The sequence below is a fragment of the Micromonospora profundi genome (genome assembly GCF_011927785.1).
GTDB classification, from domain to species: Bacteria; Actinomycetota; Actinomycetes; order Mycobacteriales; family Micromonosporaceae; genus Micromonospora; species Micromonospora profundi.
Window position 1 is genome coordinate 3,087,891 of sequence record NZ_JAATJK010000001.1, and the last position, 22,636, is coordinate 3,110,526.

Annotated in this window: 13 protein-coding genes; 4 read left to right on the forward strand and 9 right to left on the reverse strand. The window is 70.2% G+C overall.

Features of this window, described 5'->3' with window-relative positions; translation table 11 throughout:
• Positions 1-354: 354 nt before the first annotated feature.
• Complete coding sequence (locus tag F4558_RS13635) at positions 355-1,005, reverse strand: NAD(P)H-binding protein (protein ID WP_167944411.1); 651 nt, start codon at positions 1,003-1,005, stop codon at positions 355-357.
• A 549-nt stretch (positions 1,006-1,554) separates the two neighbouring features.
• Positions 1,555-3,057 (reverse strand): alpha/beta hydrolase, encoded by a 1,503-nt coding sequence (locus F4558_RS13640; RefSeq protein ID WP_209273286.1) that lies wholly within the window; start codon positions 3,055-3,057, stop codon positions 1,555-1,557.
• A 272-nt stretch (positions 3,058-3,329) separates the two neighbouring features.
• On the opposite strand from F4558_RS13640, the gene F4558_RS31260 reads away from it, so the two are divergent.
• Positions 3,330-3,509, forward strand: coding sequence for a MerR family DNA-binding transcriptional regulator (locus F4558_RS31260; RefSeq protein WP_376767593.1), 180 nt, complete (start codon positions 3,330-3,332; stop codon positions 3,507-3,509).
• Between the two features lie 250 nt (positions 3,510-3,759).
• On the opposite strand, the gene F4558_RS13650 is transcribed toward F4558_RS31260, so the two are convergent.
• Entirely contained in the window at positions 3,760-4,362 is a 603-nt protein-coding gene (locus F4558_RS13650) for a response regulator (RefSeq protein WP_167944413.1), read from the reverse strand.
• Entirely contained in the window at positions 4,359-5,513 is a 1,155-nt protein-coding gene (locus F4558_RS32150; protein ID WP_167944415.1) for a sensor histidine kinase, read from the reverse strand. Before F4558_RS32150 ends, F4558_RS13650 begins: the two co-directional genes overlap by 4 nt.
• A 107-nt stretch (positions 5,514-5,620) precedes the next feature.
• Between F4558_RS32150 and F4558_RS31265 the strand changes: the two genes are divergently transcribed.
• The 3 genes from F4558_RS31265 to F4558_RS31620 all read left to right on the forward strand — a co-directional run bounded on the left by F4558_RS31265 (position 5,621) and on the right by F4558_RS31620 (position 7,447).
• Positions 5,621-6,337: a CE1 family esterase gene (locus F4558_RS31265; protein ID WP_053657775.1), complete on the forward strand. Its 717-nt coding sequence runs from the start codon at positions 5,621-5,623 to the stop codon at positions 6,335-6,337.
• Between the two features lie 350 nt (positions 6,338-6,687).
• A complete protein-coding gene (locus F4558_RS13665) occupies positions 6,688-6,993 on the forward strand; it encodes a GNAT family N-acetyltransferase (RefSeq protein ID WP_197281594.1) in 306 nt (101 codons plus the stop codon).
• A 31-nt stretch (positions 6,994-7,024) separates the two neighbouring features.
• Positions 7,025-7,447: a (4Fe-4S)-binding protein gene (locus tag F4558_RS31620; RefSeq protein ID WP_053657781.1), complete on the forward strand. Its 423-nt coding sequence runs from the start codon at positions 7,025-7,027 to the stop codon at positions 7,445-7,447.
• A gap of 100 nt (positions 7,448-7,547) precedes the next feature.
• Here the strand turns inward: F4558_RS31620 and F4558_RS13675 are convergent, their stop codons facing one another.
• The 5 genes from F4558_RS13675 to F4558_RS13695 form a co-directional block, all read right to left on the reverse strand.
• Complete coding sequence (locus F4558_RS13675; RefSeq protein ID WP_053657770.1) at positions 7,548-7,955, reverse strand: transposase; 408 nt, start codon at positions 7,953-7,955, stop codon at positions 7,548-7,550.
• Between the two features lie 249 nt (positions 7,956-8,204).
• Positions 8,205-8,999, reverse strand: a complete 795-nt coding sequence (locus F4558_RS13680) for a Tat pathway signal sequence domain protein (RefSeq protein ID WP_157552730.1) — start codon at positions 8,997-8,999, stop codon at positions 8,205-8,207.
• Positions 9,000-9,367: 368 nt separating this feature from the next.
• Complete coding sequence (locus F4558_RS13685; protein WP_167944417.1) at positions 9,368-13,204, reverse strand: non-ribosomal peptide synthetase; 3,837 nt, start codon at positions 13,202-13,204, stop codon at positions 9,368-9,370.
• Positions 13,201-20,040 carry a non-ribosomal peptide synthetase gene (locus tag F4558_RS13690; protein WP_167944419.1) on the reverse strand — a complete coding sequence of 2,280 codons (6,840 nt, stop codon included), beginning with the start codon at positions 20,038-20,040 and terminating at the stop codon, positions 13,201-13,203. The genes F4558_RS13685 and F4558_RS13690 overlap by 4 nt, the downstream gene beginning before the upstream one ends.
• Positions 20,037-22,613, reverse strand: a complete 2,577-nt coding sequence (locus tag F4558_RS13695) for a non-ribosomal peptide synthetase (protein ID WP_167944421.1) — start codon at positions 22,611-22,613, stop codon at positions 20,037-20,039. Before F4558_RS13695 ends, F4558_RS13690 begins: the two co-directional genes overlap by 4 nt.
• Between the last annotated feature and the right edge of the window lie 23 nt (positions 22,614-22,636).

Consider the following 22,636-nt stretch of genomic DNA (forward strand, 5'->3'; position numbering starts at 1 on the left):
CCGGGTCCGGGGCTGCAACCAGACCGGATCACCGAGTCCGCGATCTGGAACATGTCGACGATCGACGGCGGGCAGGGGTGCCGGCCGCTGCGCAGCGCGCCTCGATCCACCGTCACGGTGCCCAACTTGATGCTCGACCCGCCCACTGGGACCAGAAACCCAGGCCCGGGGCGACATCGCGCTCGTCAGGCGTGCTACACAGAGCGATGCCTGACTGGCACTCGCCCGCGTGTCGACGTGGTGGACCTGGTGCCGCATCCACCCGCACGGCTGAGGACGACGCCCGCTCGGCGCGTGACGGAAGCTACGGCCGTCACGCGCCGAGCGACAGCCATCCGCGCCGCCGCGAGCCGGTCAGCGGATGTTTGTCTGAACCGCCGTGGCAATCGGCGTCGAGCCCTGAGTGAGCTCGAGGATTTGCCGGCGGATCCGGGGCTCGTGGAGCAGTTCCGCCAGGGTGGCGGCGACGTCCTCGCGGGAGATCTCGTCGTGCGGCTGCGCCGGACCGAGGGCTATCGCCCCGATTCCGGCGTTATCGACAAGCGCCGATGGCCTGAGGATCAGCCAGTCGAGACCACTTTCAGACACGGCGACGTCGATGAGCTTCTTCACCGCGAAGTAGAACTCCACGTCCTCGTCGAATTCCTGGCCCCGCCCGGCCTCGGGAAGCACCGATACCAACGTGAAGCGCTTCACTCGGGCGATACGCGTCGCTTCGAGGGCCTTCACCACGCCGTCACCATCGATGGCCGCCGTGACCTCCCTGGCGCCTCCGTTCGACCCGGCGGTATACACGACGGCGTCGATCCCCCTGAGCATGGATGCCAGGGAGCCGGGGGTGATGTCCGCGAGGTCGGCGACACGCGCATCGATGCCCCGCGCGGCGAGATCGGCTCTCTGCTCATCGCGACGTACCAGGCCGGAGACCTCATCGCCGCGATCGATCAGGTTCCGCGCGAGCAGCCCTCCGATGGATCCGCTGACCCCGATGATGAATACCTTCATTGCGTGCCCCAGTCCTTCTGATCGGCTCGGTCAGTGTGCCGCCGGGCGTAGCTGGTCCCAGCCTTCCTGCAGGTGGCGCAGGTGCCGCGGAAGACGTACTGCGAGGGAAGCTTGCGCTGACCGGGCTGGCCGGCGAACAGGACGCGCACCTGCTCCTGCACCAGAACAGTCGACGGCACCGTTGTGTCGCGATCGATCGGCCGCCCACGACACCGGTCGCTCGTAGCAGCTCTCGTGGATCTACATGAATTCCGTCTGGAATAGCCCACAGGCGACGTTTACTCCGATCGATCAGAGCAGTACCACGACCCATCCGTCTTCGCTGCCGGTTCAAGACGAACCGATCGTCGTGAGGAGTGGCACCGCAGACGTGAAACTCGTGGCGCTGGCTGCGATCGGAAACGCCCAGGAAAAGTACTTGAGCACGCTGCGGGGCAAGGCTTTGATGCTGCTTGGAGCGTCGCGGATCGCAGGTCGGTTCAGACCACGACCCCGCCGAGGGCGCGGAACACCTCGTGTTCCGCGCCCTCGGGTCACTCCTGATCCGGGTCAGTCGCCCCGACAGGTCGTGTCCCTGGCCGGCATCGTTCCCTCCACGAGGTACGACGTGGTGAGGTTCAGCGCGCAGGCGTTGCCGCTCAGCACGTAGACGCCGTGCCCGCTCTGGTTGGCGGTCACCAGCCGGGCGCGCTGCCCGAACTTCTCGCGCAGCAGCTTGCCCCCCGCCAACGGGGTGACCGGGTCCTGCCGGTTCTGCAGGACCAGCACGTTGCGCGCCCCCTTGTCACTGATCGCGACGGGCGGCTCGGACGGCTCGTACTTCCAGTAGGCGCACGGGGTGATGTTGGCGCTGGCCGCACCGAAGAGCGGGTACCGCTTGCGGTCCTCTGCGACGGCCCGCCGATAGGTCGCGACGTCCTTGGGCCACTGGACGTCATTGCAGGTGACGGCGAGGAACACGGTGAAGGCGTTGTCGTTCGGGCTGGGCGCCGCCGCCGCCGTCTCCGCCTGCGACGGTGCCTGGCCGGGATCCAGGTACGACTGCCAGGTCCGCGCGAGGTTCCCGTACTGCCTCTCGTTGTAGAGGTAGGCGAACGTGATGCCCCGGAAGAAGGCGCCGGTGAGCCCGTCGGGCGCCGGTGTCCGGTCGAACCGTTCGGCGAGGGTCAGGTAGGTCCTGCGCACCTGCTGTGGAGTGCGACCCAGGCCGTAGGAGTCGTGTCGCGCCGCCGCCCAGGTCGCAAAGTCGGGGAACGTCTGCTCCATGCCGAGCGCGTACCGCCGCAGGCCGTCCCGGTCGAGGTGGGTATCGCCGATGTTGCTGTCCAACACGATCCGATCGGTGCTCCTGGGGAACATCGAGGCGTACGCCGCACCCAACGCAGAGCCGTAGGACGCCCCGTAGAAGCTGGCCTTCTCCTCACCGAGCGCGGCCCGGATCCGGTCCAGGTCACGGGCCATGTTGGCGGTCGTCAAATGCCGCAGCCGCCCGTCGGTGTCGTTCTCCGCGCACCGGGCGGCGACCTCCTCGGCGATCTCCGCCTGCCGGGTCACGTCCGCGTCGTCGACCGCGTACGGCGGAATGTTGGCCCAATAGGCGTCGCCGAGGACGAAGCCGCAGCTCACCGGCGCCGAGTGCCCGACGCCCCGGGTGTCCATGCCGATCAGATCGTAGGCATCCATGACGCTGGCCGGCAGCCCTTGGCCGACCAGGAAACCCGGCTGATCCAGCCCGGTGCCGCCCGGCCCGCCGGGGTTGAACATCAGCACACCGCGCCGCTTCTCCGGCTTCGTGCTCGCGATCCGCGACACCATGATCTCGATCTGGGTGCCGTCGGAGTCGCGGTAGTCCAGCGGAACCGGCACCTTCGCGCACTGCACCTGCCCCTGTACCGCAGGCGGCACCACCACGTCCTGCGGGCACGCCGCCCACTGCAACCCCACCGTCGGTCTCCCGGCCGTCGACTCCCCGGCCGTCGCCGGGATGACCGCGGCCAAGGCACCGATCATGCCGAGTATCCCGATCAGGGCGATGCCATGCCTTCGATACACGTCCAGGTCTCCTGTTCTTCGATGTGGTGGCCTACCGGGATGCGACGCCGCGCCTTTTGGCTCAACCAGGTCACAATCGCGTCGGGCCTCCATCCACCGCCGAGGCGGACATGCCTCAATGACAGCGGCCCTCGCGGCCGCGCGTCAGTGCCGCCACGTCACCGTCACGTGTGACGTGGCGGCACTGGCCGCGTTCCGACACGTCAGTAGGCTGACTCTCCCGTGGACGTCAGCTAGGAACGGGGAGGCGGCGATGACCGCCACCCGTCCGGATCGGTGCACTCGCCGCTCGCACCGGAATCAGCGTGCGATTCCTGCGCTACTACGAGGAGCAGGGCCTGCTCACCGGCCTGCGCGGCCCGAGGTCGGCCTGCGCCTTCGTCGACCTGCTGCACGCCCTCTGGCTGCCGTCGGGATCCACGAGACCACCGCCGCCCGGGTGCGCGCCCTGATGGGGCGACAACGTGCTCCGGTTGCGGCTCGCCCCCGGCTTCATCTGCGAGGCGTCCCGCTGGTAGCCCAAGGCCGGCACCCTGCTGCATCTGCACGAGGTGGGTGTAGCGGACCCCGCCGGCCGGGCGGCCGTCACCCGTTCACCATCCGGCGATCAACGTTGCGGGTGGTGGCGCCGTGCAGGCCGAGCGCGCCGCGTACCAGATCCCGCGGCGGTCGGCGTGATGGTAGGTGGGCCGGAGGCCGCTCTCACAGCCAGTCGTGTCCGCGGGCGTAGCGGGCCGCTTCGTGGCGGGTCCGGGTCTGGGTCTTGCGCATGGCGTTGGAGAGGTAGTTGCGGACGGTGCCCGGGGCGAGGTGGAGCCGGGCGGCGATGTCGGCGACCGAGTAGCCCTCGCCGGTGACCCGCAGCACGTCGGCTTCACGGTCGGTGAGGGGGCAGTCCTCGGTGACGGCCAGCGCGGAGACATCCGGGTCGATCCAGCGTTTACCCGCGTGCAGGGTGGCGATGACAAAGGTGATGTGGGCCGGCTCGGCGGACTTGCTGACGAAGCCTTGGACGCCGAGCCGCAACGCCTTGCGCAGCACGCCGGGGCGGGCGTGCCGGGTCAGCATGAGGATCACCTGCTCCGGTCGCGCTTGACGGATCTGCGCGACCGCGTCGAGACCGTCCATGCCAGGCATCTCCAGGTCGATGACCAGCACCTCGGGCCGGTGCCGCAGGGTGGCCTCGACGGCCTTCTCTCCGTTCTCGGCCTCAGCGAGAACGGTGATGTCGCCTTCCATCGGCAGTAGCGCGGCCAGGGCCGTACGCAGCAGGACCTCGTCGTCAGCCAGCACGATCGTCGTCATCGGTCGTCCTCCCCCGCGGTCGGTGGGGCCACACCAGCACGAGCGGGTCGGAAGACCGCCGCCGTCAGGAACCGCTCGTCCGTCTGGTCCACGGTCAACTCGCCTCCGTCGCCCGCCACCCGCTGCCTGAGTGTCGCCAGTCCCCTGAGCTCGGGGGGCGTGGTGGTGGTCACCCCGTCGTTGACGATGGTGATGCCCGACTCGGCGAGGATGATCTGGACCTGGGTGGCCTGCGCGTGGCGGAGGATGTTGGTGGTCGTCTCGCGCAGCACCTGCCCGAGCAGTTCGCTGGCGCGGGCGTCGACCTCGGCCTCCCGGGTCACCCGGACCCGGATACCGGCGGCCTCGAACAGGTTCTTCGCGTTCTCGATCTCCGCGGTGAGGTTGAGCCGCCGCTGGGCGTACGCGAGTTCCTTGGTCTGCGCGATGGTGTCACTGACCAGCGCATACGTCTCCCGCAACTCCTTCTCCGCCCGCTCGGCGTCGCGGAGCAGCAGTCGCTGCGTCAGCGCGATCTTCAGCTTGACCACGTGCAGGGTATGGCCCTGGATGTCGTGCAGGTCGCTCGCGAACCGCACGCGCTCCCGCACCACCGCCAGCTCCGCCTCCCGATCCCGAGTTTGCTCGAGCTCCCGGATGAGGTCGTAGAACCGCTCGCCCACCAACGTCAGGACCGTCAACCCGACGGTGAAGAAGGTCGGCACGAGGACATAGGCACCCAGTACGTCGCCGATGTCGTCCCGCTCCACCAACAGCCGCGCCGCACCGACCACGGCGACGTAGGAGAACAGCCCGGCCACCGCCAGCCCTCGACGCCGCCGGACCTCGTGCAGTGCGAGGGAGCCCACGGCGCCGATACCCCAGAACGCGTTCGGAGTATCGGTGACAAGAACCCCCACCGGCCACACCGCGCCCGCCACGATCACGCAGGGCAGCACGAACCGGGACAGGTCGCGGGCCGTCCACCGTTCGAAGGCCACCAGGGCTGCCACCACCCCCGGCAGCAGGACGACGACGTGCCACCAGGTACGCGTGTCGATGTAGAGCAGGACCACCGAGGCGAACACCACGGGCGGCAGCGACGTGGCTAGGTTGAGCCGGCGCAGCCTCCCCTGCGTCGACTGGGTGAAGCCCGTCGTTCGTGCGGTCACCCTCTCATTATCCGGCGGCCAGCGGCCACGACCAGTGACACCACGTCACAAGCGGCCGTGACACCACGCCACCGACGGGCCGGCTGCGTCCGCGCTGTCATGGGTACATGTCCACCACATCTGTCATCGAGGTCGACCGGCTGAACCTCACCTACGGCGACTTCCACGCTGTCAAAGATCTCTCCTTCCAGGTGCGTGCCGGGGAGCCTGCGCTGCTGGCCGGTGTCGCCCGGCAGGTGGTCGAGAGATACCGCGCGGATCCCGCGCGGGTGCACGTGGCCGGCGCCTCGTCGGGCGCGGGGACCGCGATCATCCTTGCCGTGACCTACCTCGACGTCTTCGCCACCGCGACCTCGGTCGCCGGCGGCGAATACGGCCTCGATCAGGTGGACCCCGACGACCCGGACTCGATACCGCCGCTGGACACGGCACGTCAGGCGCGGGCCCAGATGGGCGAACACGCCCGGCGGGTGCCACTGCTGGTCATTCAGGGCGAGCGCGACGAGGTCGTGCCGCCCCTGGTCGCCACCCGACTCGTTGAACACTGGACCATCGTGAGCGACCTCGTCGACGACGGGCTGCCCAACAACAGCCTCGACCTGACCGAGGAGACCGTCTCGGTGCCCGCCACTGCGGGTCGGAACGCGTACACGCACACGACGATCACCGCGCCGGACGGCTTGTCGGTCGTCGAGTCGTACCGCGTCGAGGACATGGGGCACGCCTGGCCGGGCCCTGACGGCGACGGCCGCTACACCGATCACGCGGGCCCCGACGCCAGTGAGATCGTCTGGAGGTTCGCCGAGCGACTCCCCATGGTCTGAGGACCACGAGGGAACAGGCGGCACGCCGCCAGCAGCGCACGACCGCGCCCGCAACCGGCACCGCAGCGGCATCGCCTGGTCCAAAAGCGCCGTCCGCGTCATGCTGCTCGACGTCGACGACGTGGCAATGGGCCACACCGGCGTTCTGCGCTGGAACGCCAGCGGCAGGTGGGTGGTCTCCAAGGAGATCTAAAGTAGACGGCGCAGCGACCCACTCGGTTGGGGGTCGACATCCGGTCGGCCCGCACCCCGGCGCACTGCGGGCATCGACGAATCGATGCACTGCCTGAGGCCGGGGGACGCAAAGCTCCAGACTCAGATCGACCCCGAAGACGTATGGAGGACACGTGATGGTGGAAGTGAAGGACGTTCCCGAGGCCAAGCAGTACGAGGCCCGGGTCGACGGGGAGTCCAGGGTCGCGGGCGTCGCGCAGTACATCCGTACCGCGGAACTCGTCGCGTTCGTGCACACCGAGGTCTCGCCGGAGTACGAGGGCAAGGGGGTCGGGTCAGCACTGGCCCGCACCGCCCTCGACGAGGCGCGTGCCGCGAACCTGCGCGTCCTGGCCACCTGCCCGTTCTTCGCGGGATGGATCGCCCGGCATCCCGAGTACGGGGATCTGGTGTACCAGTCCCGCAGCAGAGTCAGTGACTGAACAGTTGGGCACGGCAGCGACGGAGGTCGGTATGAGCAGTGGGACCGAGAGGAAATCGTACGACGGAAGGTCGATCACCGTGACCTTCGAGGGCAGGCGCTGCTTGCACGCCGCCGAATGTGTCCGGGGCTTACCGGAGGTCTTCGACACGGGCCGGCGCCCGTGGATCCGGCCCGACGGTGCCGAGGCCGATCGTCTGGCCGAAGTGGTACGGCGCTGTCCCTCGGGTGCGCTGCAATACGAACTTGTGGACGGCGGGGCGGAGATCCCGGATGAACCCTCGCGGATCACACGCAACTCCGTGGGACAGTTGGTCGTTCGGGGCAAGTTGAGCGTGGACACGCCGGAAGGCCCACGCGCCGAGACGAGGACCGTCCTGTGTGGGTGCGGGCAGAGCGGTCTGCAGCCGTACTGCGACCACGCGGGGCCCTGCGGTCAGACGCCACGATTCTGACCCGACGCCCCCCTAAGCCAAAAGAGCGAGGAAGTCATCGTTGACACCTTCCGGCTCGACAATGGTCATATCGTCGAGCACTGGGATGTCGTCCAGAACCTCACCTCCCCCTGCGGCGACCGTCGGCGGCAACCCGATGGTCTGACACCCGGCAGGTGGGGAGGCGCGGCGCATCGCACCGGCGCCGTTGCAGGGGTCGGCCATGATGTGCAGCGTCCGGTTGCCGGCGCGGGAGAGGCCGGTGACGTTTCTGGTCGCCGGAGGACGCGTCCAGCAGGGCGGTGCCGTTCCAGGACGCGAACCGGTCGCGGTCGGCGAACCGGCGGACGTCGCCGACGTCTGCCAACAGCCGAGCCGCACCTGAGGGGCCGATCCCGTGCAGGTCCGTCAATGTGCGGCCGCGGGCGACCACCAGTTCCTTGAGGTCCTTCTCCGCAGTCTTGATCTTTTTGTCGACGCCCTCAACCTTGCCCACGATGTCACGGGGTCTGATGGTCGCGATCAGCACACGTGCCTGCCGTGCGGACAGGAACTGCTTTGCCCCGCCGGGGAAAGCTCCAGCAGCAACCGGTGCAGCCGGTTGATGGCCCGCAGCCCAGCTCGTCGCGACGGCCAGCCAGCATCACCATAAGCCCCGGAGGCCGAGTTTGAACAACAAGCTCAAGGGAGTCGCGGTGGTTGTTTTCGTAGGTCCCCACCGGGGTCGCCGGGCAGCACCGACGCGCCCGCGCCCTTCCCCGACCCGGGCGCCGTCACGTCAGCTGACTCCGGTCGGGTACGGGAAGTTGTCGAACTCGGTATCCATCTCCTCCGGGCTACGGCGCAACCACGCGGCGGTCTGCCGGGCGAGCACAACCCGCGGCAGCGGCTGGTTGTCGGTGGCATCGGTGACCGGCTTCGCGATGGATTGCGCCGCCCAGGCGAGACCGACGAGGCGGTCGACGGCGTTCCACCGCTTCGGGGCGATGCCCAACAGGGTCTGGGCCCGGATGATGGAGTGCCAGACGTGGTAGGCGCCCGGCGGCTCGGTGCCGCCCGGGTAGTCCATCATGTGTACGCGCTGGCCGGGATAACGGCGCGGATCGTAGAGCACGCCCTGGCCGAAGTCGGCGAACGCCGACCGCAGCTTCGCGGCGTTCCGGCCGAAAAACCGGTGCATCACATCGAACTGGGCGTCCGCGACGACCGTCAACGGCTCTTTGACCGGCAGGAACTCCGCCACAAACCCGTCCGGGAAGGTGCCGTTCGCGCGGTGCTCCTGCCAGGCCAACGCGAACGCGGCCTGCACCGAGCCCAGTTCCTCGGTTATCGCCGTCAGCGCCGCCTTGACGGTCACTGACGGGTGGTAGAGGAACGCTTCGTCGTACTGGTACCAGAATTCGTTGTTAAACGGGTCGCCATGCATACCCGGCACGTCTGGGATCTCCGGCGGCCCGGGATGGCGCTCGCCGGCGGAGGCGGACGCGGCACCGACGGCCAGCCCTGCGCCCACTGCTGTGGCGGACACCAGGGAAGCGCGCAGCAGGCCGCGCCGAGTCAAGTGTTGTCCCATTACCGTGCTCCTTCTCTCCTTGTATTTGCAGTGTCGATTGCACTACGGCGTCCGCGAAAACCTCGGCCAGGACGGCGCTCTCCACCGCCGATACCGACAGCCGGTGGAAGATTCGCAGCTCACGGGGTGCCGCCGACGCCCGCGACGCCGTCCACCCAGCCGGGCAGGGCCAGATGGTGCGGCGCACCCCGGAGCCGCAAGTTCGGCCTCCCCCGCACGCTCAGGATGCCGGAAGCTCGCACGTGGTTTCGCGTCCTCATTGGATCCAACCGACTCGTAGGGATTGATCTCGTACGCCGCGCGGAAATGAGTCGGCTCGCACAGGACGACGTCGCGCACGTGCCGGGCGCCGCAGCGCTGCAGGGTGGTCACGCCGCCGACTCAAGGATCTTGGCGAGATCGTCCACGGCGGGTCTGCGCAGCAGCGTGAAATGCTCGCCGGGCAACTCGTGGACGACCACCGGGCCGGTGCAGATTCGCCGCCAGACAGCCAGGGCGTCGCGCCGCAGTTCGGGGGTGGTGTGGCTCGCCTGTACCAGGGTCACCGGTCCGGCGTAGGGACCGGGGCGGTAGCCGGCCGCTGCCCGTACGTGCAAGTGGTTGAGACGCACACGCCGTTCGAGGTCTGCGTGCTCTCGGTCGGAGGAGACCAGACCAGCGGTGGAGGCGGTCGCGAGCACTTGTTCGGTTGCCTCGTCGCCCGGGAGCAGCACGCCGAGCTCGTCGAGGTTCAGTGGCAGCCGGCCCAGTTCCCCGGCGAGGTGACGCGCGGCCTCCCCGGAGACGTCGTCGGGGAGCACCTCACCGGGGTACGTCTCGACCATGGCAAGCATTGCGACCTGCTCCCCCGCCGCGGTCAGCCGCCGGGCCAACTCGTAGGCCACCAGCCCGCCCATCGACCAGCCCATCAACAGATAGGGGCCGGTAGGCTGTGTCTCGCGTAACGCGGACAGGTAGTGCCCGGCCAGGAAGTCGACGCTCTGATCGGCCTGCTGCTCCGGTGGTGGGGCCTGCATTCCGTAGAGCGGGCGCCGCAAGACACCGCTGAGCGACAGATCGCGGAAGCCGACGATATCGCCGCCGGCCGGGTGTACGCAGAACAGAGGCGTGCCCGTGCCGTCGCGCAGCATCACCATCGGCTGCTCCCCCGTCATCCCCCCGGAGCGGACGGCACGGGCCAGGTGAGCGGCGGTCGCCGGTCGCTCGGCGGACTGGTCGAAGAACACCGCGACCGGCAGGTCGGTGTGGCAGGCGGCGTTGATCCGCGCGATGAGACGCACGGCGAGCAGCGAGTGACCGCCGAGCTCGAAGAAGTCCTCGTCCATCCCGACCGGCGCCCGGTCCAGCAGCTCCTCGATCAGTCGGACCACGGTCAGTTCGACGGCGTCGGTGGGCACCGAGATTGGCTTGCGGGCCGGAGTCGGCCGGCCGGTCAGCCGGCCGCGGTCGAGCTTGCCGTTGGCGGTCAGCGGGATCGAGTCGATCCACAAGAAGCTGTCCGGGACCATGAAGGCGGGCAGCCGGTCGGTGACGAAGGCCCTCAGGTCCAGGTCGGCGCTGTCCGGGTCGGCCGACACCAAATAGGCGGTCAGCCGGCCGTCCGGGCCGCCGACCACCGCGGCGTCGGCGACGGCGGGGTGGCTGTGCAGAACCGCCCGGATCTCGGCGGGCTCAACCCGAGAGCCGCGGATCTTCAGCTGCTCGTCGTCCCGGTTGAGGAAGCGCACCTCGCCGTCGGGGCCGTGGCAGGCGAGGTCGCCGGTACGGTAGAGCCGCTGCCCGCGCACCGGGGAGAACGGGTCCGGCACGAACCGGTCCGCGGTCAAGTCCGGCTGGCCCAGGTAGCCGCGGGCCAGCGAACGGCCACCGAGGTAGATCTCGCCGACGACACCGATCGCGACCGGCTCCAGTTCGGCGTCGAGCACGTACAGCTGAGTGTTGGCGATGGGCCGGCCGATGGGCAGCACGGCGCCTGCGGCGGGCTCACCGACGACCTCGTGGACGCAGCAGCCGACAGCCGCCTCGGTCGGGCCGTACTCGTTGAACACGCGGGTCGCCGGGGCGTCCCGGCGCCAGGGTCGCACGGCCTCACCGGTGAGCTGCTCGCCGCCGAGGACGAGACAGTCGGCGGTGCCGGCCAAATCCCCGGGCGCGAGTACCCGGCTGGCCACGGCCAGGTGCGATGGAGTGAGTTTGAGCAGGTGGATGCCGGTGCGGGTGGTCAGCTCGCGGAACAGCGCCAGGACGTCGCGCCGGCCGTCGTCGAGGTCGGCCGACCGGCCGGTGATCAGGGGCAGGAAGAGGCTGGTAACCGTCAGATCGAAGGCTATCGACGAGTGCACGAGCGCGCCGGAGCCGCCGCCGGTGTAGGTCGCGGCGGCCCAGGCGAGGTAGTTCACGACCGCCCGATGCGGGACCAGGACGCCCTTGGGGCTGCCGGTCGAGCCCGAGGTGAACATGACGTAGGCGAGTTGTTCCGGCCACACCCGGCGGCGTTTTCCCTGGCCGTGGGCGGCGAGCTGTTCCGTGGTGCGGCGCTCAGCCGTGCCGTCCTGCTCGATCGCGGGTGACGGGTCACCGGTGACCACGATACGGCACTGTGCCTCCCTCACCAGGGCCTGGATCCGCCGCCATGGCTGCGCCGGGTCAAGGGGGACGTAGGCAGCGCCGGCCTTCAGCACGCCAAGGATGACCGCCACCAGCTCCACGGAGTGCGGCAGGCACACGCCGACGCGGTCCTCAGGGCCGACGCCGTCGGTGCGCAGCCCGTGCGCGATCCGGTCCGCGAGTTCGTCGAGCTGCCGGTAGGTCAGTGTCCTGGCCGGGTCGAGGACCGCGACGGCGTCCGGGGTGCGCCCTGCCTGGGCTTCGACGAGTTCGTGGAGACAGGCGACGGGCAGATCCCGGCCGGTGTCGTTGAAGCTGTGGAGCAGTTCGTCGCGGGTGCCGGGGTCGAGGCAGGTCACGGTGCTGACCGGAGCTGCCGGGTCGGCCAGCAGACCGGCCAGCAGGGTGTCGTACTGCTCCGCAAGACTACGGATGTAGCCGGGGTCGAACCGGTCGGCGCGGTAGTGCCACACCGTGCGGACGGTGTCGCCGCTGAGCAGGCATTCCAGCTTCACGCCGTACGGCTCGGCCGACACGTCGGACCAGGTGACGACGAACGTGACGGCGCCGGCCGTCAAGGGTCCGGGCTCGGGACGGCAGTCGAATGCGGTGGCCCAGCCGGTGGCGCCGGCCGCGTAGGAGGCCAGTAGGTTCTCCTCGAGGTCGTCGGCGCGGGTCAGCTGCCGGTCGAGCTCGGTGGTGAGGGTGGACAGGCTGACGCCGGGCCGAACGTGACCGACGATCGGCACCCACTTGGCGAAGTGGCCGAGGCACTCCGCCAGCTCCTCGTAGCCGCGTCCGCCGAGGCTGGCGCCGACCACGACGTCGCTCGCCGCGGTGACCCGGGCGAGCAACGCCTGCCAGACCGCCAGTAGCACGCTGCGCGGGGCGATCCCACGCGATCGGGCGTAGGCGTGCAGTGCCGTCCCGGCCAGTTCCTGCCCGATCCGCCTGCTGCCCGCCGACCGGTCGCCGCCGGCGCGTTGCAGCGGCAAGGACCGGGTGGCCGCCGGCTCGTTTGCGGCGGCCAGCAGCGCATCGGCCTCCGGCACTGGGCCGTCCAGACCGGCCTGGTGCTGCCACTCGACGACCTCGGCGTATGCGACCGGCTCTTCGTCCGGCTTCTCGCTGCGGTAGGCGCCGGCGAGGGCTGCCACCAGCAGTCGCATCGTCTCCGCATCCGCGCTCAGTGGACTGACCGTCAGCAGCAGCGCGTGCCGGCCGGGGGCCAGCGCGAAGAGCACGCTTGCCAGCACAACGTCGGCGTTGCCCCGTTCCTGCTCGGCGACGGCGAGCAGGCGCTCCTGGCGTTCGGCTTCGCCCAGGTGGGCAAGGTCCTCGAACCGGTGCTCTGACGGTGCGGCTCCCGGCTCGGCGACGACCTGGACGGCCGAGCGCACCCCCGGCACGCGGCGGTACGAGGTGCGCAGGATCGCGTGACGGTTGGTCACCTCGGCCAGGGCTGCGCTCAGCCGGCCGGTGTCCAGCGGACCGGTCACCAGCAGCAGGGTCTGGGCCCAGGTTGCCTCGCCGTCTTCGCGTAGCTGCCAGATGTGTTGTTGTTGCACCGACAGCCGGAATCCCCGCACCTGGTTCATCGGACCCCCACCATGTCACCCATCGCCACCAGCAGCGCACGGTCGCCCCGGAACGCGTTGCGGGCGTGCGCGACCAGGAAGTTATCGACCATCAGCACGTCGCCGCGCTGCCACCCGAAGGTGACCTCGAGCTCCTGATAGACGCGGCAGATCTCGACCATCGCGGCGTCCGGGATCGGGCTGCCGTCGCCGAACTCGCAGCTGCGGGGCAGTTCGTCCGGCCCCATGGTGGCTAGCAGCGAGGTACGGGCGGCGGCCGGCAGGCAGGCCAGATGCCAGTGCTGCACCTGGTTGAACCAGGACCACTCTCCGGTGACGGGGTGCCGAACGGCTGCCGGGCGGGTCGCCGTGGTCCGCAGCCGGTCACCGCGCCACTCGTACTCCAATCCCTGCGTCGCGCACCGGGCGGCGACCTCGTCGCGGCTGTCGGTGCGGAACACGGTGCGCCAGTCCAGCCCGAGGCCCGTGCCGTAGCTGCGTACATAGCGCACCCCCTTGCGGAGGAACTCCTCGCGCAGGTCGGCGTCGAGGCGCCGGTAGACCGCGCGGCTGTCGACGATCGGGGTCTCCCCGCCGGTCTCGGCGGGTTGCTGACAGCAAAACCAAATTTTGGCCGGGGCTTCGTCGTTGAAAGAGTTCTCGTTGTGCCACAGCAGCTTCTCCTCCGGCGGGAAGAAGACCGGCGTGTACACGTTGCCGCTCAGCGCGGCCCGGGGATGTTCGCCGTTGTCGCCGAACAGCTCGTCGACGAAGACCATCGCGAAGCGTTCCAGCTGAGGTGGCCGCACGATGTCGAAGCCGCGGAACAGCAACGCTCCCACCTCGCGCAGCGTCGACTCCAGCGAGTCACGGTGGGCGGCCGCCCAGTCGGCCAGGTCGACGTCGTCGCGCGTCGGGCTCAGCACGAGCGGCAGCGCAGACCCGTCGCCGATCGGGCAGCGCGTGACGGCCTCTGCGGAGGCGAGGGTGATCGCGGTCGGTGCGAGCCGCTTGAATCCCTTGCGCCGCCGGGGTGCCGGGTTGTCCCCGACCGGCTCGTCGGCGCGCTCGATCAGGGCGGTGAGCAGCGCCAGATATTCGTCGCGTAGCGCCTCGACCGTGCCGGGGTTGAACAGTTCCGCGTCGTAGTCCCAGGTGCCCTCGATGCCCTCGGCGTCGGCCTTGAGCAGCAGCACGAGGTCGAACCGGCTGGTGTCGATCACATCCAGGCCGGCCGGCTCGACCTCCAGTCCGGGCAGGGTGGCCGCCGACTCCGCCGTGCTATCCAGCACGATCTTGATCTGGAACAGCGGGTTGGGGTTGCCGCTGCGCCGCGGGTTGAGCAGCTTGACGACTTCCTCGTACGGCAGGTCCTGATGGGCGTAGGCGTCGAGCGTACTGCTCCTGGTGCGGCGCAGCAGCTCGCGCCAGGTCGGCCGGCCGCTGAGATCGCCGCGCAGCACGATCTGGTTGACGAAGAAACCGATCAGCCGCTCGGTGGCGGTGTCCGAGCGGCTGGCGACATCCGAGCCGACGGCGACGTCCTGCCGGCCGGTGCGGTGGGCTACCAGCACGTGCAGCACGCTCAGCAGCCCCATGAACAGGGTGGCCTCCTCCTGGCCGCACAGCTTGCGGAGCGCCTCGGTGGTGTTGGCCGGGATCCGGAACGGCAGCAGGCCCCCGGCGTGGGCGGCGTGCGCGGGCCTGGGTTGGTCGGTGGGCAGGCCGGGCAGCTCCAGGATGCCGTCGAGGCGCTCCCGCCAGTAGTCGCGCTGGCTGTCCCACTGGCCCTCCGCAGCGCAGCGGCGCTGCCAGACCGCGTAGTCGGCGTACTGGACCGGCAGTTCGGGCAGGCGCGACGGCCGGCCGTCGAGGGCGGCGGCGTATGCCTCGGCCAGTTCGTCGAGCAACAGCCCCGCCGACCAACCGTCGACCGCGATGTGGTGCATGGTCAGGAGCAGGACGTGCTCGGCCGGGCCGACCCGGGCCAGGGCGGTTCGGACCACCGGTGGGCGCGCGAGGTCGAACGGCTGGGCGTACTGGTCGCGCCCGAGCCGTCGGGTTTCGGCGGCGCACTCGGTCGGCGGCAGGCCGGAGAGGTCAACCACGGGCAGATCGTCGTGGCGGTGCGGCAGGATCACTTGGCGGGGGCCGCCGTCCTCGGAGACCAGCACGGTGCGCAGCACCTCGTGGCGGCCGGTGACCTCGTCGAGGGCGGCTGTCAGGGCGGCCACATCGAGCTTGCCGCGCAGCCGCAGGAAGACCGGGAAATTGTATTGAACGCTGCCGTGATGGAGTTGATGCACGAACCAGAGCCTTTCCTGGGCAAAGGATGCGGGCATCGACCCGGTGCGGGCAACGCGTTCCAGGGCCGGGGGCCTGGGTTCCGCCTCCTGCTGGATGAGCTCGTCGACTAGCCGGGCGAGGGCGGCGAGCGTGGAGAATTCGAACGGTGCCCGGATCGGGACCTCGACGGTGAACTCTCGGCGCAGCCGGAACACGAGCTTGAAGGTCAGCAGGGAGTGGCCGCCGAGGTCGAAAAAGTCGTCGTCTGGGCGGATCGCCTCGCGAGCCAGTAGTTCGGTCCAGATCTCCGCGATCCGGCGTTCCGTGTCGCTCATCGGCCTGCGCCCCGCGGCCTGCGGGCTACCGGCTGCGCCGTCGGTACCGGCCTCGACCAGATGACGCAGGGCCGTGTGGTCGAGCTTGCCGCCCTGGGTCAGCGGCAGCTCGGCGAGCGGGACGTAGCGTGACGGAACCAGCGGAGCGGGCAGGTGGGCGCGCAGGTGCGCTTCGATCGCCGGCAACGCGGCGACGGCTGCGGCATGCCACAGCGGATCGTTCGCTAGGCGCTGCGGCGTCGGTGCGGAAAACTCGGGGCTTGTGGGGCCGAGCTGGTCGACTCGGGTCAGCAGCACGTCGAAGGCGCCGTCGGTCCGGCCCCGGGCCCAGCTCAGCTCGACCTGGTAGGGCACCCGGCCGGCGAGCTGCCACAGCTGTTCCGGATCATGACCGGGCTGCCCCGGATCGCCGAAGGTGAGGTTGGTGAGCGGTGTGTCACCGGAGGCGCCGGCGAGCGCGTCCAGCAGTGCCAGGTCGCCGTCCAACCGGGCGTTGGGCACGCCGGCGACAACCAGCCGGGCGGGCCGTTCGCCGGTCAGGCGGGACTCGAGAGCGGTCAGGCTAAGGCCGTCGGCGCTCCAGTCGAGAACCTCGCTCGGCGCCGGCGCCGGTCCGTCGATCTCGAGGACGACGTCGTAGCGGTAGCGGATGAGCTCGTTGCTGGTCCCGCCGCGTTTGGGCATGACGCGCACGGCGCTGATCCGAGGCAGGATGGTCGGCAGGCCGGTGAAGAAGCGGGGGTCGAGGCACAGTTCCTCCTCGGCGTCGAGCTGGCGCTGCACGTCGGCTCGCAGCCGGCCGACGGTCGTGCCGGCCAGGGCGCGCCGGGCAGCGACCGAGGTGCGGAACACGCGCAGCAGGGCCAGGTTGCGCACGTCGCCGACGAAGACGTGGCCGCCCGGGGCCACCGCAGAGACCGCCTGCTCGAGGATCTCGGCGAGATACCGCTCGGACGGGAAGTACTGGACGACGGAGTTGAGAACGACCGTGTCGAAACTCTGCCCGGCAGGGACGCCGAGGTGGGCGGGTGCGGCGGACAGCTCGACGTGGGCGTCCCCCGCTCCCGGGACGGACCGGCGGACGTAGTCGACTGCGGCGGCTGAGAGGTCGACGCCTCGGTAGTGCTCGGATCCGGGGGCCAGTCGAGCCAACAGCATGCCGGTACCGAAGCCGATCTCGAGGATCCGGCGCGGACGTAACGCCGCGAGCCGGGCGACCGTCTCGTCGAGCCAGGCCGCCATCTCGGCCGGGTCGATCGGCTCGCCCGTGTAGCTGCTGATCCAGCCGGCAAGGTGGAATGCGGGGTCCGCGCCGGCGGACAGATCGGCGTAGACGTCCTCGTCATAGAGGCTGCGCCATTGCGCGAGCCGTTCGTCGCGGTGCCCGGCGTCTGCGACGTTGCCGTCGACGGCAACGATAGCGACGAGTTGTGCCGTACCAGAGACGGCGCGGTCCACCTCGATCACGCATCGCCGCACGGCCGGGTGTTCCTCGGCGAGCCGGGCGATCTCCCCTGGTTCGACCCGGTGGCCGCGGATCTTCACCTGGTCGTCCGCGCGGCCGAGGTATTCCAGGTTGCCATCGCTGCGGCGGCGCACGAGGTCGCCGGTGCGATAGAGGCGGCTGCCGGGTAGGCCGCCGTACGGGTCGGGCCGGAACCGATCGGCGGTCAGAGCGGCGCGGTTCCAGTAGCCGTAGGAGACTCCGGCGCCGCCGACGTAGAGCTCGCCCGTGGCGCCGACCGGTACCGGCTGCAGGCTCTCGTCCAGCACGTAGAGCCTGGTATTGGCGATCGGGGTACCGATCGGCACCCGGCCCGAGGGCGCTGGGGCCGGGCCCACCTCGTACGCGGCGCAGGCGACCGCGGTCTCGGTCGGGCCGTACTCGTTGATCAGCCGTAGCCCGGCGGCGTCCGGATGCCAGCCGGCCAGCTGGCCTTCGCGCAGTTCCTCGCCGCCTATGACCAACGCGCGGGTCCACTGCTCTCGGCGGTTCTGGGCGCCAGGGACGTCTTCGAGTAGGCGCAGGTGGGCCGGAGTCAGCTTGACGAAGGTCAGGTCGCGGTCGGTACGCGCGGAGTCGGCCAGCGCTGCACCGGGCGCCTCTCCGGCGTGCGGCACGATGATCCGCTGCCCGGCCAGCAGGGGGGCGAAGAGGCTGGTGACGGTCAGGTCGACAGCGACCGAGGAGTGCAGCAGGGTGCCGCCGCCGTGACCCGCTGCCGCGAACGTCTCCACCGTCCAGAGCAGATAGTTGGCGACGCTGCGGTGCGACACCAGCGTTCCCTTCGGGCCGCCCGTCGACCCGGATGTGTAGATGAGGTACATCGGATCGTCCGCGTGGCCGTCCACCCGGGGCGGGTCGGCGGTGGTGCCGGTCAGGCTTTCCACGTACAGGACGGGGATGTCGGTGATCTGCTGCCGGACGGCCTCGGTGATCAGCAGGGTCGCGGCGCTGTCCCCCAGCAGGTGGATCAGCCGGGCCGTGGGGTCGGCTGGGTTCATCGGCAGGTAGGCGGCGCCGGCCTTGAGCACGCCGAGCAGGGTGGCGACCAGTTCCGTCGACGGAGTGAGCAGGACGGCGACGATGTGACCACGGCGCACCCCCTGCTCTCGCAACGAGTGAGCGATGCGATTCGCGCGGCCGTCCAGCTCGGCGTAGGTCATCCGGCCGCAGGGATCGGAGACGGCGACCGCCTCGGGACACAGCCGCTTCTGCTCCTCGAACAGCCGGTGCACGCGCGGGTCGGCGGGCCGTTCCCGAAGGCTCGCGTTGTCGTCGCGCAGCAGTCTGTCGCGCTCCGCGCCGTCCAGCAACGGAAGGTCGCCGACACGGGTGGTGGGGTCCGCGCCGACCGCATCGAGGACCAGCAGCAGGGAGCGGGTGAGGCGCTCGGCGGTCGCCGCGTCGAAAAGGTCGGTGGCGTAGATGAGCAGGCAGCGTAGGCCGTCCGGCTCCTCGACGACGTTGAGGTCCAGGTCGAAGCGGGCGGCGTGGTCGTCGATGTCGAGCATGACGACCTGCAGGCCGGCCATCGTACGTACGGGATCGGGGGTGTTATGCATGGTGCAGTTGACCTGATAGATCGGGTTGCGGCTCAGGTCCCGCTCCGGGTGCAGCCGGCGGGCGACCAGGTCGAGCGGCACGTCCTGGTGCTCGTAGGCGTCGAGGCAGGTCTGGCGCACCCGCTCGAGAAGGTCCTTGAACGGCTCGTCGGCACGGATCCGGGTGCGCAGCGCGACAGAGTTTGCGAAGAAGCCGATCAGCTCGTGCAGGGCGCGGTGGCGCCGGTTGGCGACCGGCGTGCCGACCACGACGTCGTTCTGGCCGCTGTACCGGGCGAGCACCACCTGCAATGCGGCGAGCAGCACCATGAACAGCGTGCCGCCGGACCGTCCGGCCAGGGCGACCAGCCGGTCGCGGACCGTCGACGGCACGGTGCCGGTCACGCTTGCGCCCTGATGTCCCGCGACCGCCGGACGTGGCCGGTCGGTGGGCAGTGTCAGGGCCTCCGGGGCATCCGCGAGCTGCTGCTGCCAGTAGTCGAGCTGACGCGTCGCATCGTCACCGGCCGCCCAGTCCTCCTGCCAGCAGGCGTATTCGCGGTAGGTCACCGGCAGCAGCGGCAGGTCGGCCTTCGTGCCGGTCACCCGCGCCTCGTAGCAGCGGGCGAGATCCCTGGTGAAGACGCTGATCGACCAGCCGTCGAACACGGCGTGGTGGAAGGTGACGAGCAGCAGTGCCTCCCGCGGTGCGAGGCGCAGTAACCGATAGCGCAGCAGCGGTCCCGCAGCCAGGTCGAACGGATCGCCCGGCTCGGTCTGCGCGAGCCGCTCGGCCTCGTCGTACCGCAGCTCGACGGGCAGGCCGCTGAGATCGAGGACGGGCAGCGGCCGGGGGCCGGGCAGAGCGACCCGCTGGACGGGTCGGCCCTCGTGCACCGGCAGGGCGACCCGCAGGACCTCGTGCCGGGCCTGGACGTCGTCGAGCGTCAGCGCGAGCGCGGCCACTTCGAGGTCGCCGGTGATCCGGTAGGCCGTGGGGCTGTGGTAGGCGTGGCTGGCCGGGTCGAGGTGGTGCAGGAACAGCATGCGGCGTTGGGTGAACGATGCCGGGGCGTCCCCATCGTCCGCGCCGAGGCCGATGGGCGGCAGGCCCCGCTCCCACAGCCGCTGCCGCAGCTGTGCCCGCTGTCCGGGAGGCAGGTCGCGGATCTGGTCGGACACAGCGCTCACAACACGGTCCCTTCCTGCCGGGAGATTCGCTCGATGCGCTGGACAAGGTCGTCGACCTCGTCGGGCGGACTGCCGGGACGCTCACGGCGGCGCTGCTCGATTTCGGCCGCGAGCCCGGCGACGGTCCGGGTCTCGAAGATCACCCGGGCCGGTACGTCGACACCGAACTGACTGCCGATCTCGGTGACCACCACGATCGCGAGCAACGAGTGGCCGCCGAGGAGGAAGAAGTTGTCGTGCACCCCGAACTCGCGCACTCCGAGAAGTTCGGCCCAGATCTCCCATACCTGGCGCTCGAGCGGGTTGCGGGGCGCGACTCTGCCCACCGGCGACACTTGGAGGCTGGCGGGCACGCCGGGCAGCGCCCGGACGTCGAGCTTGCCGCTGACGGTGGTGGGCAGCCGGTCGAGGGCGATGAAGTGGTTGGGGAGCATGAAGGCGGGCAGCCGCCGGCGCAGCTGGGCCAACAGGTCGTCAACACTGATCTGCTGCCCTTCCCGGCCGACCAGGTAGGCGACCAGCCGGTTGTCGCCGCTCACCTGGACCAGCCGGACGACGCACTCGCGGAAGGTGCCGGTGGCGAGCAGGGCGGCCTCGATCTCGCCCGTCTCGATCCGGTATCCGCGCACCTTCACCTGCTGGTCGATCCGCCCGAGGAATTCCATGGCCCCGTCCCCGCGCCACCGGACGAGGTCTCCGGTGCGATAGAGCCGCAGGCCGGGCACAGCGCCGAAGGGATCAGGGACGAAGCGTTCCGCGGTCAGCGCGGGCCGGTCGAGATAGCCGCGGGCCAGGCCGGCGCCGCCGACATAAAGCTCGCCGGGGAATCCGATCGGCACCAGGCGCAGTTGCTGGTCCACCACGTGCAGGGTGGTGTTGGCAATGGGCCGGCCGATTGGCACGCCGCCGCGCTCGGGCAGGTCGGTGATCCGATGGCAGGTCGAGAAGGTGGTGTTCTCGGTCGGCCCGTAGCCGTTGATCAGGTGGCCGGGCGGCCCGTCCCGCAGGACCTGCCGGCTGCGGCCCGGATCCATCACTTCGCCGACCACGAACAGATAACGCAGGCCACCGAAGGCTCCGGCATCGAGGTCGACGACGCGGTTGAACAGCGTGCTGGTCAGTGCCAGGACGGTCGGGCGCAGCCTGCCGAGCAGCGCGAGTACCTCCTCGGGCCCGAGTTGCTCGCCGCCGGGGAGCACCTCGACCCGGGCACCGTTGCAGAGCGCGCCCCAGACTTCGAAGAGCGTGATGTCGAACGACGGATCGCCCAGGTGGACCAGGAGGTCGTCCGGTCCGATCGTCACGTAGTCGGTCTCGGTGATGAGCCGAACTATTCCCCGGTGTTCGACGCCAACGCCTTTGGGCCGCCCGGTCGACCCGGAGGTGTACATGACCGCCGCGAGCGCGCCGGGCAGCGAGCGCGGCTCCGCCGCGGAGGTGACGGACCGGCGGGCAGTCGGCGCGAGAGCAATCGCGGGCACGCCGGTGGCCGGCAGCCAGGGCGGGACGTCCGTTCCGGTCAGTACGGCGGTGACCCGGCAGTCGCGCACCATGAAGTCGAGACGCTCGGCGGGGTGCGAGGGGTCGAGCACGAGATAAGATCCGCCCGCCTTGAGCACGCCGAGCATGCCGACCACCAGATCCGCGCCGCGTGGCAGGTGCAGGCCGACTTGGCTGTCCGGGCCGACGCCCACCCCGATCAGGGTTTGGGCCACCTGGGCGGCCTGCCCGACGAGCTCGGCGTAGGTCAGACCAGTGGTGCCCTCCGTGAGGGCGACCCGGTCGGGGGTCCGCAACGCCCAGCGCTGGACCAGGCCGTCGACGGTGCACGTGCCCGGAAGCGGCCGCGCTGTGTCGTTCCATCGGTTGAGGCGGGCAAGTTCGGCCGGGGTGACCAGGCCGAGGTCGTCAAGGGGCCCGTCCGGGTTCATGGCCATCGCGTGCAGCACCTGCAGCCATGCCTGGGCGAGTCGCTCGACGGTGGCCGGCAGCCACAGGTCGGTGGCGTACTGAACGGCGCACGGCAGGTCGCGCGTGTCGTCGTGGATGGTCCATTTGAGGTCGAAGATGGCGACCGGGTCGTTCTGGACCGGGCCGGGCACAGCTTCGAAACCGACCTGGCAGATCGGATGCCGGCTCGGGTCGTCGGCGCCGGCCAGCAGGTCCACCAGGTCCTCGAAAGGCACTTCATGGGTACGCGCGGCGGCAGTGCCGGCGGCTACCCGGGCGACCAACTCGCGCGGGCGGAGAGGGCCGGCAAGCCCGGCGCGGAGCACGACCGTGTTCGCACCGCCGGTCGTGAGTCCCACCAGTGCGTCGGTCCGGCCCTGGTAGCGGCCGAGTAGGACGAGCAGCCCGGCGAGCAGGACCGCCGGCAGGTCGGCCTCCACCTGCTGGCCGAGGCTGCGCAACCGCTGCGCCAGGTCGGCGCCGAGGCGCAAGTGGTGGGTGGCGCCCCGGTGGGACTGCACGGGCGGGTGCGGCACGTCCGTCCACAGGTCGACTGCGGTTGCGTCGCCGAGCGTCTCCCGCCAGTAGGCCGCGGATGCCGGCCGGATCTGCTCTTTCGGCACTGTGCCCTCCATGGTCTGCCGCA